Origin of the sequence: Bacillus sp. 16GRE42 (genome assembly GCF_019837435.1) — a bacterium.
GTDB lineage: Bacteria > Bacillota > Bacilli > Bacillales > Bacillaceae_G > Bacillus_A > Bacillus_A wiedmannii.
Window position 1 is genome coordinate 171,950 of the sequence record NZ_JADAXF010000005.1, and the last position, 14,594, is coordinate 186,543.

The window sequence follows — 14,594 nt, forward strand, 5'->3', positions numbered from 1 at the left end:
AATAAGTAAAGGTAATAAAGCGAATTATATTCATAATCTTCAATAGGAGGGGTTAATTCGAAATATGGATAAACAAAATAAAAAAGAGAACTTACCTATAACAAAGAATCAAAGTGAAGATATAGATACATATGTAGAAAGTATAAGAGATATGGTTCCATTCCTGCATGATAGTCGTTATGTAGATAAGTTGGAAGAGAAGATGGAGGTTGCAGAAAAAGAGGGAAAGAGTAAATATACGTATTTAAGTGATTTGGAAGTCATTTATCATTTCGTACATTTACAAAAAGATATGGATGAGAAAAAGAATAGAAAAGAGGATACGAAAAAGAGTTATGTATCTGAAATCTTATCATTTTGTCAGTGCATGGTGCAGCATGCAGAGGAATTCGAATTGAATGGAGAAGAGGTGCAGCAAAATGATTCGTTATTGAAAACATTACAGCCTTGGCATATTCGTAAATATAATGCTTGGTTGAAGCAGGTAGAGAACGGTAGAAATGGGGATACGTACGCGGTCGCAACACTTGCAAAAAAATCAATACTTATACGTTCTTTTTTAAAACATCTTCATGTATTTGGGTATATTGAAAAACCAATTCATGAAGAATTACAGCGTGCGAATGTAAATGAAAAAGATCGACCGAATCGGGATTTATCCTATGAAGAAGTCATGAAAATATTAGGCTTTTATAAAGAAAGAGGACATTTAATAAACTATACAATAGTACTTGCATTAGCAAGTACTGGTGCGCGTATTCAGGAGTTGTGTACTGCAAGAGTAAAAGATTTACACTATGATGGAAAGTATTGGTTAAAGGTTAGGGGAAAAGGGAACAAAGTGCGTGAACTTTTTATTTCAGAACATTTATACCAATGTATTTGTGAGATGAGAAGAAGAAGAGGTTTCCAAACAGTATTGGAAAAAGGGGATGAAAGTCCGTTATTTATAAATCAAAGAGGAAGTGCATATAATTCTAAAACACTATCAAATCAGGTAACAGATATGATAAAGAAGACAGACTTAGAGTTCTTACAATATCGTGAAAATCCAGTAACCGCACATACATTTCGACATGCTTTTGCAATTATGGCAGTTGAACAAGGAAATGCGGATTTATATCATTTAATGCAAACACTCGGTCACGAAAATATTCAAACCACAAAAATATATTTAGAGAAGCATATGAAGCGTAAAAATAACGTTGGATCTACTTTCGCTGATATGTTGATATGAATTTTATAATAGTTATAACTGTATTTAATTATGTGTTTTTTACATAATTAAATACAGTTAATTATCATTTATTTTCAATTTACATGATTCGTTTATCAAATGTAATTAATTGAAGATTAAAAAAATCCTTCTATTATATACAAGTTTATCCATATAAAAAAACTCATAAAATATATAGAGTTAAATAGAGCTGTTAGATATGGTCTCTATAAATAGGAAATGATAAATTTTATTAAATATAGAAAAACCAGGATGATTTTAAAAAGTTATCCTGGTTTTTTTGAATGCACATAATTAGTAGGTTAATTTGTGTTAAGTATAAGTCATTGGAAGATTTCCTTATTCCAGCATTAATAGTATTAATATTAATTTGTATTTTGAGTGGTAAATTTTTAGATTATATGAGACTAGTTTTCATTTGATGTATTTATTGAATGATTGTTAATGGTACTATACTTCTTATTCATAACTATATAAATCCAACCAATAATTGATAAGATAACTGGATAGAAAATAGCCCAACCACTAAATGAGTATACAATAATACATATAATTAGAGAAAGGAAGGCCATCCACCAACCAATATCACGCACTTTTAATAATTTTAGAGCAGCTAGCATTGTAAAAATATAAGAGGTAATAAAAATTACACTAGGACCTTTAAGAAGCATTTCTAAATTTGGTCGTGCCACACCATAAAAGATTAAAATACAACTAAAAATACTTCCTAAAACTAGTAATACCCTAGTTGGAGTTTGAAATTTAGAATGTAATCTAGCAAAAAAGGAAGGGAAATGTCCTTCTCTAGCTTGAGCGTAAATCATTCTTGAAAAACCTGCAATGTTAGCATGTACAGCACTAAACGAAATGAAAATTGCTAAGATAGTTGTTACATATGTACCTATGGGTCCTAATCCTTTTGATATTAGAATACTAAGGGAAGCTATCTGATTCTTATCACCATATGAGTGAGTCCCTATTGTTACAAAAGATATAGCAATGTACATAATAGAGATACAAATTGCTCCTAAAAATAAACTAATGGAAATATCTTTAGCGGGTCTTTTAAATTCTTCAGCTAATGGGGTAATCATCTCCCATCCTACAAATGAGAAAAAGATAATTACAGAAGAAGCGCCAACGGAAGACCACCCGTTTGGTACAAATGGTGTAAAAGAACTTAATTTTACATAAGGTATAGAAACGATAACAGCGACGACTATTAAAAGTGAAATGATACAAATTACAAACACACTAACTTTTGATGATAGCTCGATCCCTTTTATATGTAAGAGTAAAGAGGTAATTAAAATTAATGCTGCAATTCCTATAACACTAAGATTGCTTATTGGAAAAACATATCCAATATAATGGGCACCTGTTAAAGCAATAATAGGTACTCCAATAGGAATAGAACCTAACATAATCCAGCCTAGGATGGCACTTGTATTTGCATTAAATGCCATTTGAACATAAGCTGTAATTCCTCCAGCACTAGGAATCATTTTAGCAAGACGCGCTAGAGTTGCTACAATAGGAAAAGCTAATATAGACATGATAACCCAAGATAAAATTGAAGCTGGTCCAGCGCTATTTGCAGTAATGGAAGGTAAAATAAGGATTCCACAACCTAACACAGCTCCTATGGTTAATGCGGTTCCCTGTACCCAAGTAATTGAGCGTTTCAATGATTGTTGTGTCAAGATACTCAGCCTCTCTTTCATTAATTGATATTAATTATATAAAGTTTTAAAAAAGGATAACATGCTATAATTTATGTATTAATTATAATTTTCTTAAAAAATTTAAGAATTACTAAATATTTTCTTAATTAATCAAGGGGAGGTCCAACAATGGATGAAACAGATTTAAAGATTCTTTCTCATCTTCAAGAAAATGCACGTTTAAGTATGGTTGAAATAGGAAAACTGGTAGGTTTGAGTTCCCCTTCTGTTACAGAGCGAGTTAGAAGACTAGAAGAACAAGAGGTTATTACAAGTTATCGCACGATTGTTAATTCGAAAGAATTAAAAAAACATATTACTGCGTTTGTGTTGATGGAACCAAAGGATTGCAACAAATATAAAAAATTCGCAATGGAACATTCAGATGTAGTCGAATGTCACCGTATTGCCGGTATGTATAGTTATTTAACAAAGGTAGTGACGGAATCTGTACATACACTCGAAGACTATATTAATTTGTGCATAGAGTATGGAAAGCCTACAACCTTAATAGTGCTTTCTTCTCCAGTAGAACATAAATCATTTTTTACAGAGAGTGAAAAACTTTAATTCCATATGAGAGATTATTCTAAATAAAAAGCGAAAAATTAATGCCTAATGGGAAATAGAGTCCTATTAGGTATTAATTTTCTGAAAATTATTTAGAAAATTTAGATAAAAAATAACATTTGACATATTCTTACTATTGGTGGAATAATGAACATTGTATTTTAGAAAAATTAAATTCTTAGTTAATTGGAGGTAGGATTATTATGAAATATGCAGTGCTTACAAATGACTTACAGTACGATTTGGTTAATAAAAATGAGGATAGAATTGCAGCTGTGGAGGAGTTTACGCCTAAAATGGTGTCTTTCTTAGATACTATGAGAGAAAATGATGTTTCTATTGTTCACCTACAGTTAATTAACTTAGAAGATGATCCAAAAGCTGAACGATATGGTGATTTTTTACCAGTCACAAAGGGATCTAAAGGTGCAGAAATCTTACCTGAGTTTCTTCATGAAAAAGATATTATTATGGAGAAAAATAAGGATAGTGGTTTTTTTGAGACAAATCTTGATGAAATCTTAAAAAATTTAGGAGTAGATACAATTATTATTACGGGTATGCAAACTCAAATTTGTGTACAAACAACTGCAGCAGATGGATTTTTCCGTGGTTATAATGTAATCGTACCAGAAGACGCGGTTGTTTCAGCGAAGGCTGAAGATAAAGAACGAGCTTTAAAGTGGTTAGGTTCATATTGTGCAAAGATTATGAGTATCGAGGAAATCTGTAATTCGATTTCTAAAAATGAAGATATTTCTTTTGATGGAGTTGCAATTCCGTAAGTAAATACGTTGTAATATCACTTGTTCTATGTAGCAAGTGATATTATTTTTCAAAAATAAAAATAAAAATAAAAATGAAAAGGAGTTTTAATTCATGAAATTAACTAAAGATTTAGAAAATATAATTTTAGACCATGGAACAGGAGGCCTATTGAGTCATGATTTAATTAGCTCAATTATTACTGCAAAACTAGAAGATGTTCATCTTGGAAAAATGGAGGATAGTGCCATTCTTGAGGTAAGTAGTAGAAGATTGGCGATGACAACGGACTCTTTTGTTATTGATCCTATCTTTTTTGGTGAGGGAAATATAGGGAAAGTAGCAGTTTGTGGGACAGTTAATGATTTAGCGGTTAGTGGTGCAAAACCACTTTATCTATCATTGGCGTTAGTACTAGAAGAAGGTTTTCCAATTAAAGATTTGGAAGAAATATTAGATTCTATAAGAGAAACAGCGAAAGAAGCTGGAGTGTATATTGTTGCCGGAGATACAAAAGTTGTTAAAAAAGGTGAAGTAGACAAAATCTTTATTAATACAACTGGAATAGGAGTTTTTGAAGGAGATGTATCACCATTTTCGGTAAACTCTATTCAAGAAGGTGACGATATCATTATAACAGGACAACTAGGAAACCATAGTATACATATCCTTTCTATAAGAGAAGGATTAGGGTTTGAACAGAGAATAAATAGTGATTGTGCACCATTAAATCATATGATATCAGAGTTGCAAAACCATTTTGGTGATTCTATACATTGTATGCGAGATATTACAAGAGGCGGGTTAGGTACAGTTTTAAATGAAGTCTCAGAAACAATTAATACCGGAATAAAAATAGAAGAAAAAGAGATTCCTATGTTAGCAGAAACCATTATGGCTGCCGATATGTTAGGTGTTAATCCAATGTATCTAGCTAATGAGGGTAATGTTTGTATGTTTGTGTCTCCAGAGGTAAGCGAGGAAGTCGTGAGAGTATTGAAAGATACTAAATATGGTAAAGAAGCTGCAGTAATTGGTAAAATTACTCAAACACAAGATAGACAAGTACTAATGGAAGCAAAATCAGGTGAATTGAAAATCATTGAGTTATTATATGGGGCAGAATTACCTCGATTATGTTAGGAGACAATTCATGAAAAAAGTAATAAATATGTTTATAAAAAAGTATCAAGTTAAAGGCATTGTGCAAGGTGTTGGTTTTAGACCTTTTGTATATAGAATAGCAAAAAAATATGATCTAAACGGATGGGTGTTAAATGATTCAAATGGAGTGCTGATAGAAGTAGAAGGGGAACAAAATAATATTAAGCATTTTATTCATGATATAGAATTTAATTCCCCAGAATTGGCTTATGTGCAAGAAGTTAAATTGGTAGAGGAACAAGAATCCGATAATCGTTATAGCTCTTTTGATATTTTGAGTAGCAAAAAACATAGTAGTAGGCAAACTTTAATATCTCCTGATACTTATGTATGTAATGAATGTTTAGAAGAATTATTTGATTCAACGAATAGAAGGTATCGCTATCCATTTATTAATTGTACAAATTGTGGACCTAGATATTCAATAATAAAAGATATTCCTTATGATAGACCGTATACTACAATGGCTAAATTTCCTATGTGCAAAGAGTGTGATAAGGAATACAAAGACATATTAGATCGGAGATTCCATGCACAACCAAATGCTTGTTGGAAATGTGGACCACAAGTTCAATTGAGAACAGCAGATGGTACAAATGTCCCCACTGATAATCCAATAGAAAAAACCATTGATTTGTTGAAACAGGGGAAAATCCTAGCTATTAAAGGTTTAGGTGGATATCACTTAGTTGTAGATCCAATGAATCATGAAGCTGTAAAAGAATTAAGAAAAAGAAAAAAACGGGATGAAAAACCTTTTGCTTTAATGTCATCTCAATTAGATGATGTGAAAAATTTTGCTAAAATAACAAAAAATGAAGAAGCTTTATTAGTTTCTAAAGAACGGCCAATTGTATTATTAAACAAAAAGGATAATGAGTTTATTTCTTTAGATGTTGCACCTAATAATAATACTTATGGGGTAATGTTAGCCTATACCCCACTTCATCATCTCATATTAAGAGGGAATTTTATTGCATTAATAGCTACGAGCGCCAATGTTTCTGATGAACCTATTGTATATAAAGATGTAGATGCAATTGAGCAGCTAAAAGGAATTGCAGATTATTATTTAGTACACAATAGGGAGATATTCACTAGAGTAGATGACTCTATTGTTAGGGCTATTGATTTAGATGATGAAATAACAAAACTACACATAATTCGTCGCGCTAGAGGATATGTACCAAACCCAATTGATTTTAAAGAAGGATCAACTAATGTACTTGCTTTAGGAGCAGAATTAAAGAATACGATTTGCTTAACTAAAGGTGAAAAAGCTTTTATTAGTCATCATATTGGCGATTTAAAAAACTATAAAATTTATGAATCATTTAAAAATACTATAGCTCATTTACAAAAAATCTTTGAAATCAGACCTTCCGTAATAGCAAGTGATCTTCATCCTGATTTTTATAGTACAAAATATGCATTTGATCAAAAAGCTTTACCAGTTGTACAGGTTCAGCATCATCATGCCCATATGGCTTCTTGTATGGTTGATAATCAATTAGATGGTCCTGTTTTAGGAGTTATCTTAGATGGTACGGGTTATGGTGATGATGGGAATATTTGGGGCGGAGAGTTTTTAATCGGTGATTTTCTTAATTATCAAAGAGCGGCATATATCGATTACTTTCAGCTACCAGGCGGTGATAAAGCCGTTAAAGAACCGTATAGAATCGCTTTAGGAATATTGACGCAAATATATGGTGAACAAGTCAAAGAATTACCAATAAAGATCATTTCAGAGCGAAATAGTTTTGAACTAGATGTACTTATAAAAATGATTCAAAAAGGAATTAATTCTCCTCTTACTTCAAGTATGGGAAGGCTTTTTGATGCTGTTTCAGCACTATTGGGTGTCCGTGAAACAATCCAATATGAAGGACAGGCTGCTATTGAGTTGGAGCAAGCGATTGATATCAATGATTCTTCCAATTCTTTATTATCATATGAAATAGTTGCTTCGAATGGAATTAGAAAAATCGATATAAAACCTATGTTTAAAGAGTTGGTATCTTTGATACTTAAAGATAAGTATACCAAGGGTGAATTGAGCTATCGTTTTCATTATACAATGGTTCAAATGATTACTGAAACCTGTAAACAAATTCGTCAAGAAACAGGGATTAATAAACTAGTTCTTAGTGGGGGAGTATTTTTAAATACGTTTTTACTTGTAGAAACCTATAAGTCACTTAAGGCTTGTAAATTCGAGGTTTACATGCATAAACAAGTACCTACTAATGATGGTGGAATCTCTCTTGGCCAAGCAGCGATAGCAGCTCATCGTTATAAAGATACGCATTCAGTATAAATTCACAATAGTGATTATATAACTTTTCGTTATTCTTTGTGAGCATAGTAAAAACGAAAAATTAGGAGGAGCTCTTATATGGTAGTTAGTTCAAAAATGGATATATTTAATGAACTGGAATCCCAAGTTCGAAGTTATAGTAGAAGCTTTCCAACAATCTTTACTAAGTCTAAAGGATATAAATTATGGGATGTAGATGGAAAAGAGTATATTGACTTTTTCTCAGGTGCTGGGGCTCTTAATTATGGACATAATGATGAAAAAATGAAACAGGTATTAATAGAGTATCTTTTAGAAGATGGTATTATTCATAGTCTTGATATGGGAACAAGTGCTAAAGTGAATTTTTTAAAGCAATTTAACAAAATTATTTTGGAACCACGTGATTTAGACTATAAAATTATGTTTCCTGGTCCAACTGGTACAAATTCTGTTGAAAGTGCACTGAAAATTGCTCGAAAAGTGACTGGAAGAACAAATATCATAAGTTTTTCTAATGCTTTTCATGGAATGAGTTTAGGATCACTTTCGATAACGAGTAATCATTTTAAGAGAAAGGGTGCTGGAGTACCACTAAATAATAGTATTATCATGCCGTATGAAAATTATTTAGATTCTTTTAATTCTTTAACGTATTTAGAAAAAGTATTAAGTGATAGTGGAAGTGGAGTGGATTTACCTGCTGCAATTATTCTAGAAACAGTTCAAGGTGAGGGTGGTTTAAATACTGCTAGCTCCCAATGGTTAAAGGGAATTGAAAGACTGTGTAAAAAGTATAATATATTATTGATTGTTGATGATATTCAAGCAGGGTGCGGACGTACGGGTACATTTTTTAGCTTTGAGCCTGCGAACATTACACCGGACATAATTTGTTTGTCAAAATCTATAAGTGGTATTGGCCTTCCGATGGCTATTACACTAATTAGACCAGAATATGATAAGTGGGAACCAGGAGAACATAATGGAACGTTTCGCGGGAATAATCTAGCATTTTTAGCGGCTACAGAAGCATTGAGTTATTGGCAAGATATAGAGTTTATTAATGCTTTAAAATGGAAAAGTGAAAAAATAACTAGTTTTCTTAATGGGATTTGTTTGAAATATCCCCAACTTCAAGGAGAAGTACGAGGGAGAGGCTTTATGCAAGGAATAGCGTGTAATAATTTTGGAATAGCTAAAAAGATCTGCTCAGTTGCATTTGAAAATGGTTTAATTATTGAAACGTCTGGGCCTAATGATGAAGTAATTAAGTTGTTACCTTCTTTAACAATTGATATAGAAGGCTTAAGTAATGGATTTGAATTGTTAGAAGAAAGTATTTCTAATATTATAAAAGATTAACTGGGTATTAATTAAAGATATCATCAAATTAGGTAAGAAGAGTGCTTCGGGATATTATGGTATTCCAAAGGATTAGATTATTTCAAAGTGAAGAAATAAAATATAAATAAGAATTTTTACTTACCATTTAGAATTTGCTATACGTAAATGTTTATGAGTAGAATTCATATTTTTTATTTTTGGAAGTTCCATTACATGTAAAATCGTTATTTAGTAAGCGTTAAGGAGGGTTTGACCAGAGCGCTCCTTAACGCTTACAACACCTATAAGGGTTTATGAGTTCTTTGAGAAATATGTTTTTAAAAAAATCCATATTTAACGATAAATGTGTAGAGCATCTTGAGAAGAACATGTTCTGAAGATGATTATTATCTTATTCTAAGTAGATAGATATTGTGAAATATTGAACTACTCCCACTTTCACTTCGTTTAGAAGTGAGGGATTCCTAATTAAAGAGTTCTATCGAACCCTAATTGATTAGGCTAACCCCGCAGTCCTTGCGGTTATAAGCCTTATCGCTTCATTCTTTAGATTGATACTTGCGTTAATATCCCTATCATGGTGTGTATGACAAGAAGGACAGTCCCATTCACATAGGTTTAGATTTTTAACGTTTTTATTTTGATATCCACAACAAGAACATAATTGGCTAGAAGTTTCATCAAGAATTTAGCCACACAAGAAGATTTAGATATGTTAAAAGAATTAGTGGCAGAAATAGAGGAGAATGATCGTGCTAGAAAATGAATTAGGTATCAAAAATCAGTTGGAATTGAATCGGGTGGAAGAACGACTATCAAAAATAAAATCCAAAGATTTATATGATTCAGGAGAAATAAACAACATAGAAGTTGGCACATTTAAGGGTCTTTCCGACATTCATAATTATCTATTTGAGTATATTTATTTCTTTGCTGGAAAGGTTCGAAAGGTTAACCTAGCGAAGGGGAATTTTCGATTTGCTTCTGTTATGTATCTAAGTCATTCACTAGAACATATAAACACTATGCCACAAACAACCTTTGATGAAATCGTTGAGAAGTATGTTGAAATGAATATTGCCCACCCTTTTAGAGAAGGAAATGGTAGGGCGACTAGAATATGGTTAGATTTAATCTTTAAGAATGAAATTAAACAGGTGGTTGACTGGAATGGAATTGGTAAAGAAGATTATTTACTGGCAATGGAACGCAGCCCAATTAAAGATATTGAAATTAAGCATTTACTCCAAAATGCACTAGTAGATAAAATTAATAGCCGTGAAGTATTCATGAGAGGCATTGATATTAGTTACTATTATGAGGGATATACCGAATATTATATAGGGGATTTATAAATAAACAAGGGCTGGAATTGCTCTTTTTTATTTGCTTTTTGAAGAGGATTTTTTAAATGAAAACAATATAAAACTGAGTCCATTAGGGATCCCTAGTGTTATTTGGAACTTATCTTTTATTTGCACCAAAATCGTCACAATGCTGTACAGTTATAAGAAGAATAAATTAAATTTAAAGTAATGAATACTGATAAAGTATTACTTTATCTTAAGATCCACAAAAGAAGTTCCTCTTTTCTGATAATAAATATTGATGCGTAATTTATAATTAATATACGTGAAATGTTTTATGTTTGATTCATGTATTCCTTTCCATCTACATGAATCATTTAATGTAACAGCTTTCACGTCCAAAATAAGATGTTCAAACAAAGGACAATACAAGTATCTTTATAATGATTTTCCAATATAATCAATGTGTTAATGTAAGGAACTCTGTGTTATTTTTGCTTTTCTATTAACTAATACAGCTTCAAACAAAAGACATAATTGCTACATGCTAAGTGTAATTTATTATCCATTCAAGATTCTGTTTATTCAATCTTTCTAAAAATAAAAAATCATTAAACTCATAAATATACAAGTTATAATGAGGGCGTCGAGAGATAGTTCGTTACCTCTAGATAAAATATCAAATCTAGTTTTGGTGCGAAAATTCTAAAGACCTTACAAGTAACTTTCTTAAATTGGACATACTGATATGATTACTCTACAAAGGATGTGTAATCAGAAAGGAAATTTATTTAACATCAAAAGAAAGCGCTAACAACGAGGTTTTATTTTGAATTAATTATTCTAATAACTTAGTTTCAACTGTAATTAAAATCATAAATTATGGAGGTGCTTATATGAACATAAATGTAGCATCTATTGAAGAAAAAAAGGTTGTTAAATACAAAAGTTGTTTTGATGTAATTGGGCCGGTAATGATAGGGCCTTCGAGCTCACATACTGCAGGGGCTTTGGCTATTGGAAAAGTTGCCAATAAATTATTTCAAGGTCTTCCAAAAAAAGTCGTGGTAAGGTATTATGAGTCATTTGCTGAAACACATAAAGGACATGGAACTGATTTTGCGATTATTGCTGGGGTATTAGGATTTGCAGCCAATGACAGCAAAGTGCCAGATGCAATTAAAATAGCAGAATCTAAAGGAATCGACATTACCTTTATTGAAAAAGCGGGTGATAGTCCTGCTAATCATCCAAATACGGCAGATATATATTTAGAGGATGGAAGTCGAAGTATTAGAACAATGGGTATTTCTGTTGGCGGTGGATTAATTGAAATCAAACATGTTGAAATTGACGGATTTAGTTTGGATCTGCAGGGGCCATTGCCAGTTATTATTGCACTTTCCGAAAGAACTGACTTTGAATTTGTTTTACGCAGGATTTTTAAACAATATGATGTGGAAATTAATAATTTTCATAGATTAGAAGAAAATAGAAAATTTTTATTTGCATTCGCATTAGATTCAATATTGCCTGGTAATATCCAGGAGGAGTTAAGAAATTTAAGCAATATAGCTAATCTCATTATTCTTTAGTTACATTAAGGAGTGAAAAAATATGTATATGTCCATAAAAGGAATTGTGGATGCAGCTAATAAAAGCCAAAAGCTAATTTATGAATTAGCAATTGAACAGGAAATAAAACAAACTAAATCTACTTATGAAGAAGCTTGGAATAAAATGGAACGAAATTTAGCGACTATGAAAAATGCTATAAATAAAAGTATTGAGGGCGACGGGGTATTTTCTCCAACTGGTTTAACTGGAGGGGATGCAGTTAAAATTAAAAAATATCGAGAAAATAGGAAAACTCTTTCTGGAGATTTGATGGTGTTAGGCATCCAAAGTGCTATCGGTGTTAATGAAGTAAATGCTGCATTAGGAGCTATTTGTGCAACTCCAACAGCAGGTGCGAGTGGAACGATTCCGGGAGTTCTATTTAGTATTAAAGATACGTTAGATTTAAGTCATGAAGATATGATTCATTTTCTATTCACTTCAGCGTTATTTGGAACGGTAGTCGCAAATAATGCTTGTATATCAGGAGCGTACGGAGGATGTCAAGCTGAAATAGGAAGTGCCTCAGCGATGGCGGCTGCAGCTGCAGTAGAAGCTGCGGGTGGAACACCACAGCAATCTTCTGAAGCTTTTTCAATTGCATTACAAAATTTACTCGGTTTAGTTTGTGATCCAGTCGCTGGTTTGGTAGAAATTCCTTGTGTAAAGAGAAACGCCATTGGGACGGCAAATGCTTTAGCGGCAGCGGACATCGCATTAGCCGGTGTAAACAATATCATCAATGCTGACGAAGTTATTGAAGCGATGTATAGAGTTGGAAGACAGATGCCTCGCGAATTAAGAGAGACAGGTTTAGGTGGAATTGCAGCTACACCTACAGGGATTGCCATTAAAAATAAAATATTTGGGGAGAAACAATCAAATCAATGAACAGTTAACGTCTATATTGTGAAATAGTTAACAATCTATTCTCTATTGTTCGCTTAAGGATTTCTGGATATTGGGGGAATTATCAATAATATATCCTGCTATATAATTGAAACATTTTATAAGTGGTAATAAAATCGTCAGGTTGATGCTTCGTAAATTTTTTAATTTTGATCAACTTAAAAGAAGGATATACGATGTGGCGCACTTTATAAACAATTCATTTTTCAAGAACTGTCTATATTCCGATGCCTTAAATAGAGAAGTAAGAATAGGACACTAGGAGGAATTATTATATGAATGGGAATACTGCAAAAAACATAGAATTTCAAGTTGATAATACTGCAGTAAAAAATGAGAAATATCTAGACCCTAAAAAGTGGCATAAACAGGATACTACCTGGGCATTGAGTCTATTTGGAACAGCAATTGGAGCAGGAGTACTCTTCTTACCTATTAATGCAGGTTCAGGTGGTTTATTATCATTGCTGATAATTACCATACTTGCATATCCTGTTATGTATTACTCACATAGGGCGCTTGCTAAAATGATATACGCTTCGAATTCTGCCGACGAGGGGATTACAGGAACAATAAGAGAGTATTTCGGTAATAAAGCAAGTATCATTTTTAACATCGTATATTTCGTCTCAATTTATACGATCGTGCTGATGTATTCGGTTGCACTTACAAATACTGCAAGTAGTTTTATTGTGCATCAATTACACATGCCAGAGCCTCCAAGGGCCATTTTATCACTTGTATTAGTACTCGGTCTTATCACTATACTGAATTTTGGTCAAGATATTACTGTAAAGATAATGAGTATGTTAGTATATCCTTTCATTGCTTCTCTACTTTTTATTGCAATATCTTTAATTCCACAATGGAATACTTCAATGCTAAGTTTTTCAAGTGTTTCTACTGCTTCAACTGGAACAGGATATTTCGGAATGATTTGGATGATACTACCAATTATAGTATTCTCGTTTAATCATTCTCCTATGATTTCGTCATTTGTTATGAAACAGAGAGCTACGTATGGAATAGATGCTACTGATGCCAAGTGTGCTCAAATACAAAAAGTTTGTTATATCATGACATTCGTTGTTGTTATGTTCTTTGTGTGGAGCAGTACTTTAAGTTTAACTCCAGATGATCTTAAGGTGGCAAAAGAACAGAACTTGTCAATCCTATCATATCTTGCGAATGAGCTTAATTCACCAGTAATCACTATTGCGGCTCCGATCATTGCATTTGTGGCAATTACAAAGTCTTTCCTTGGCCATTATATAGGAGCGTATGAGGTAATGCGTGACATGATTATCAAGTCCGGTAAAAAACGTGGGAAAGATATAGGAGAGAAAACAGTTAAGACAATGATTCTTACTTTTGTCATATTAACATGCTGGTATGTTGCTTATACAAATCCAAGTATTCTTGGAATCATTGATGCTCTTAGCGGTCCGTTAGTTGCTGCTATCTTATGTCTATTACCAATGTATGCAATTCGTAAAGTGCCTGTACTAGCTAAATATAGAGGGAAGATGAGCAATGTATTTGTCATTATTATAGGTATCCTTACTGTACTAGCAAGTATTAAGTCATTATTCTAATTCACTATTGTTGGTTATCATGCAAAAATCGTAGGATATGAAAAAAGAAAGATTCCTAGC

At 32.3% G+C, this 14,594-nt stretch carries 11 protein-coding genes and 1 pseudogene; 10 read left to right on the forward strand and 2 right to left on the reverse strand.

Going from position 1 to position 14,594, the window contains the following annotated elements:
- Nucleotides 1–64: 64 nt before the first annotated feature.
- Entirely contained in the window at nucleotides 65–1,237 is a 1,173-nt protein-coding gene (locus tag ILS93_RS23875) for a tyrosine-type recombinase/integrase (protein WP_222661471.1), read from the forward strand.
- Nucleotides 1,238–1,644: 407 nt separating this feature from the next.
- Here the strand turns inward: ILS93_RS23875 and ILS93_RS23880 are convergent, their stop codons facing one another.
- Complete coding sequence (locus tag ILS93_RS23880) at nucleotides 1,645–2,940, reverse strand: APC family permease (protein WP_222661474.1); 1,296 nt, start codon at nucleotides 2,938–2,940, stop codon at nucleotides 1,645–1,647.
- A 150-nt stretch (nucleotides 2,941–3,090) separates the two neighbouring features.
- Here ILS93_RS23880 and ILS93_RS23885 point away from each other — a divergent pair, with 150 nt between their 5' ends.
- The 5 genes from ILS93_RS23885 to ectB all read left to right on the forward strand — a co-directional run bounded on the left by ILS93_RS23885 (nucleotide 3,091) and on the right by ectB (nucleotide 9,124).
- Nucleotides 3,091–3,531, forward strand: coding sequence for an Lrp/AsnC family transcriptional regulator (locus ILS93_RS23885; RefSeq protein ID WP_064475241.1), 441 nt, complete (start codon nucleotides 3,091–3,093; stop codon nucleotides 3,529–3,531).
- Between the two features lie 203 nt (nucleotides 3,532–3,734).
- Nucleotides 3,735–4,316: a cysteine hydrolase family protein gene (locus ILS93_RS23890; protein ID WP_081257241.1), complete on the forward strand. Its 582-nt coding sequence runs from the start codon at nucleotides 3,735–3,737 to the stop codon at nucleotides 4,314–4,316.
- Between the two features lie 94 nt (nucleotides 4,317–4,410).
- A complete protein-coding gene (hypE, locus tag ILS93_RS23895) occupies nucleotides 4,411–5,439 on the forward strand; it encodes a hydrogenase expression/formation protein HypE (protein WP_064475243.1) in 1,029 nt (342 codons plus the stop codon).
- Nucleotides 5,440–5,449: 10 nt separating this feature from the next.
- Nucleotides 5,450–7,780 carry a carbamoyltransferase HypF gene (hypF, locus tag ILS93_RS23900; RefSeq protein WP_081257242.1) on the forward strand — a complete coding sequence of 777 codons (2,331 nt, stop codon included), beginning with the start codon at nucleotides 5,450–5,452 and terminating at the stop codon, nucleotides 7,778–7,780.
- A 78-nt stretch (nucleotides 7,781–7,858) separates the two neighbouring features.
- Nucleotides 7,859–9,124: a diaminobutyrate--2-oxoglutarate transaminase gene (ectB, locus tag ILS93_RS23905; RefSeq protein WP_064475244.1), complete on the forward strand. Its 1,266-nt coding sequence runs from the start codon at nucleotides 7,859–7,861 to the stop codon at nucleotides 9,122–9,124.
- Between the two features lie 478 nt (nucleotides 9,125–9,602).
- Here ectB and ILS93_RS23910 read toward each other — a convergent pair.
- Nucleotides 9,603–9,779: pseudogene (locus ILS93_RS23910) on the reverse strand (zinc ribbon domain-containing protein); the annotation flags it as partial.
- Nucleotides 9,780–9,852: 73 nt separating this feature from the next.
- On the opposite strand from ILS93_RS23910, the gene fic reads away from it, so the two are divergent.
- From fic to ILS93_RS23930, 4 genes are all read left to right on the forward strand, one after another.
- On the forward strand, nucleotides 9,853–10,461 hold the full coding sequence (gene fic, locus ILS93_RS23915; RefSeq protein ID WP_261784309.1) for a protein adenylyltransferase Fic: 609 nt from the start codon (nucleotides 9,853–9,855) through the stop codon (nucleotides 10,459–10,461).
- Between the two features lie 848 nt (nucleotides 10,462–11,309).
- Nucleotides 11,310–12,008, forward strand: coding sequence for an L-serine ammonia-lyase, iron-sulfur-dependent subunit beta (gene sdaAB / locus ILS93_RS23920; RefSeq protein ID WP_064475245.1), 699 nt, complete (start codon nucleotides 11,310–11,312; stop codon nucleotides 12,006–12,008).
- A 22-nt stretch (nucleotides 12,009–12,030) separates the two neighbouring features.
- On the forward strand, nucleotides 12,031–12,921 hold the full coding sequence (sdaAA, locus tag ILS93_RS23925; protein ID WP_222661476.1) for an L-serine ammonia-lyase, iron-sulfur-dependent, subunit alpha: 891 nt from the start codon (nucleotides 12,031–12,033) through the stop codon (nucleotides 12,919–12,921).
- 293 nt (nucleotides 12,922–13,214) lie between these two features.
- Nucleotides 13,215–14,534 (forward strand): aromatic amino acid transport family protein, encoded by a 1,320-nt coding sequence (locus tag ILS93_RS23930; protein WP_064475247.1) that lies wholly within the window; start codon nucleotides 13,215–13,217, stop codon nucleotides 14,532–14,534.
- Nucleotides 14,535–14,594: the final 60 nt, after the last annotated feature.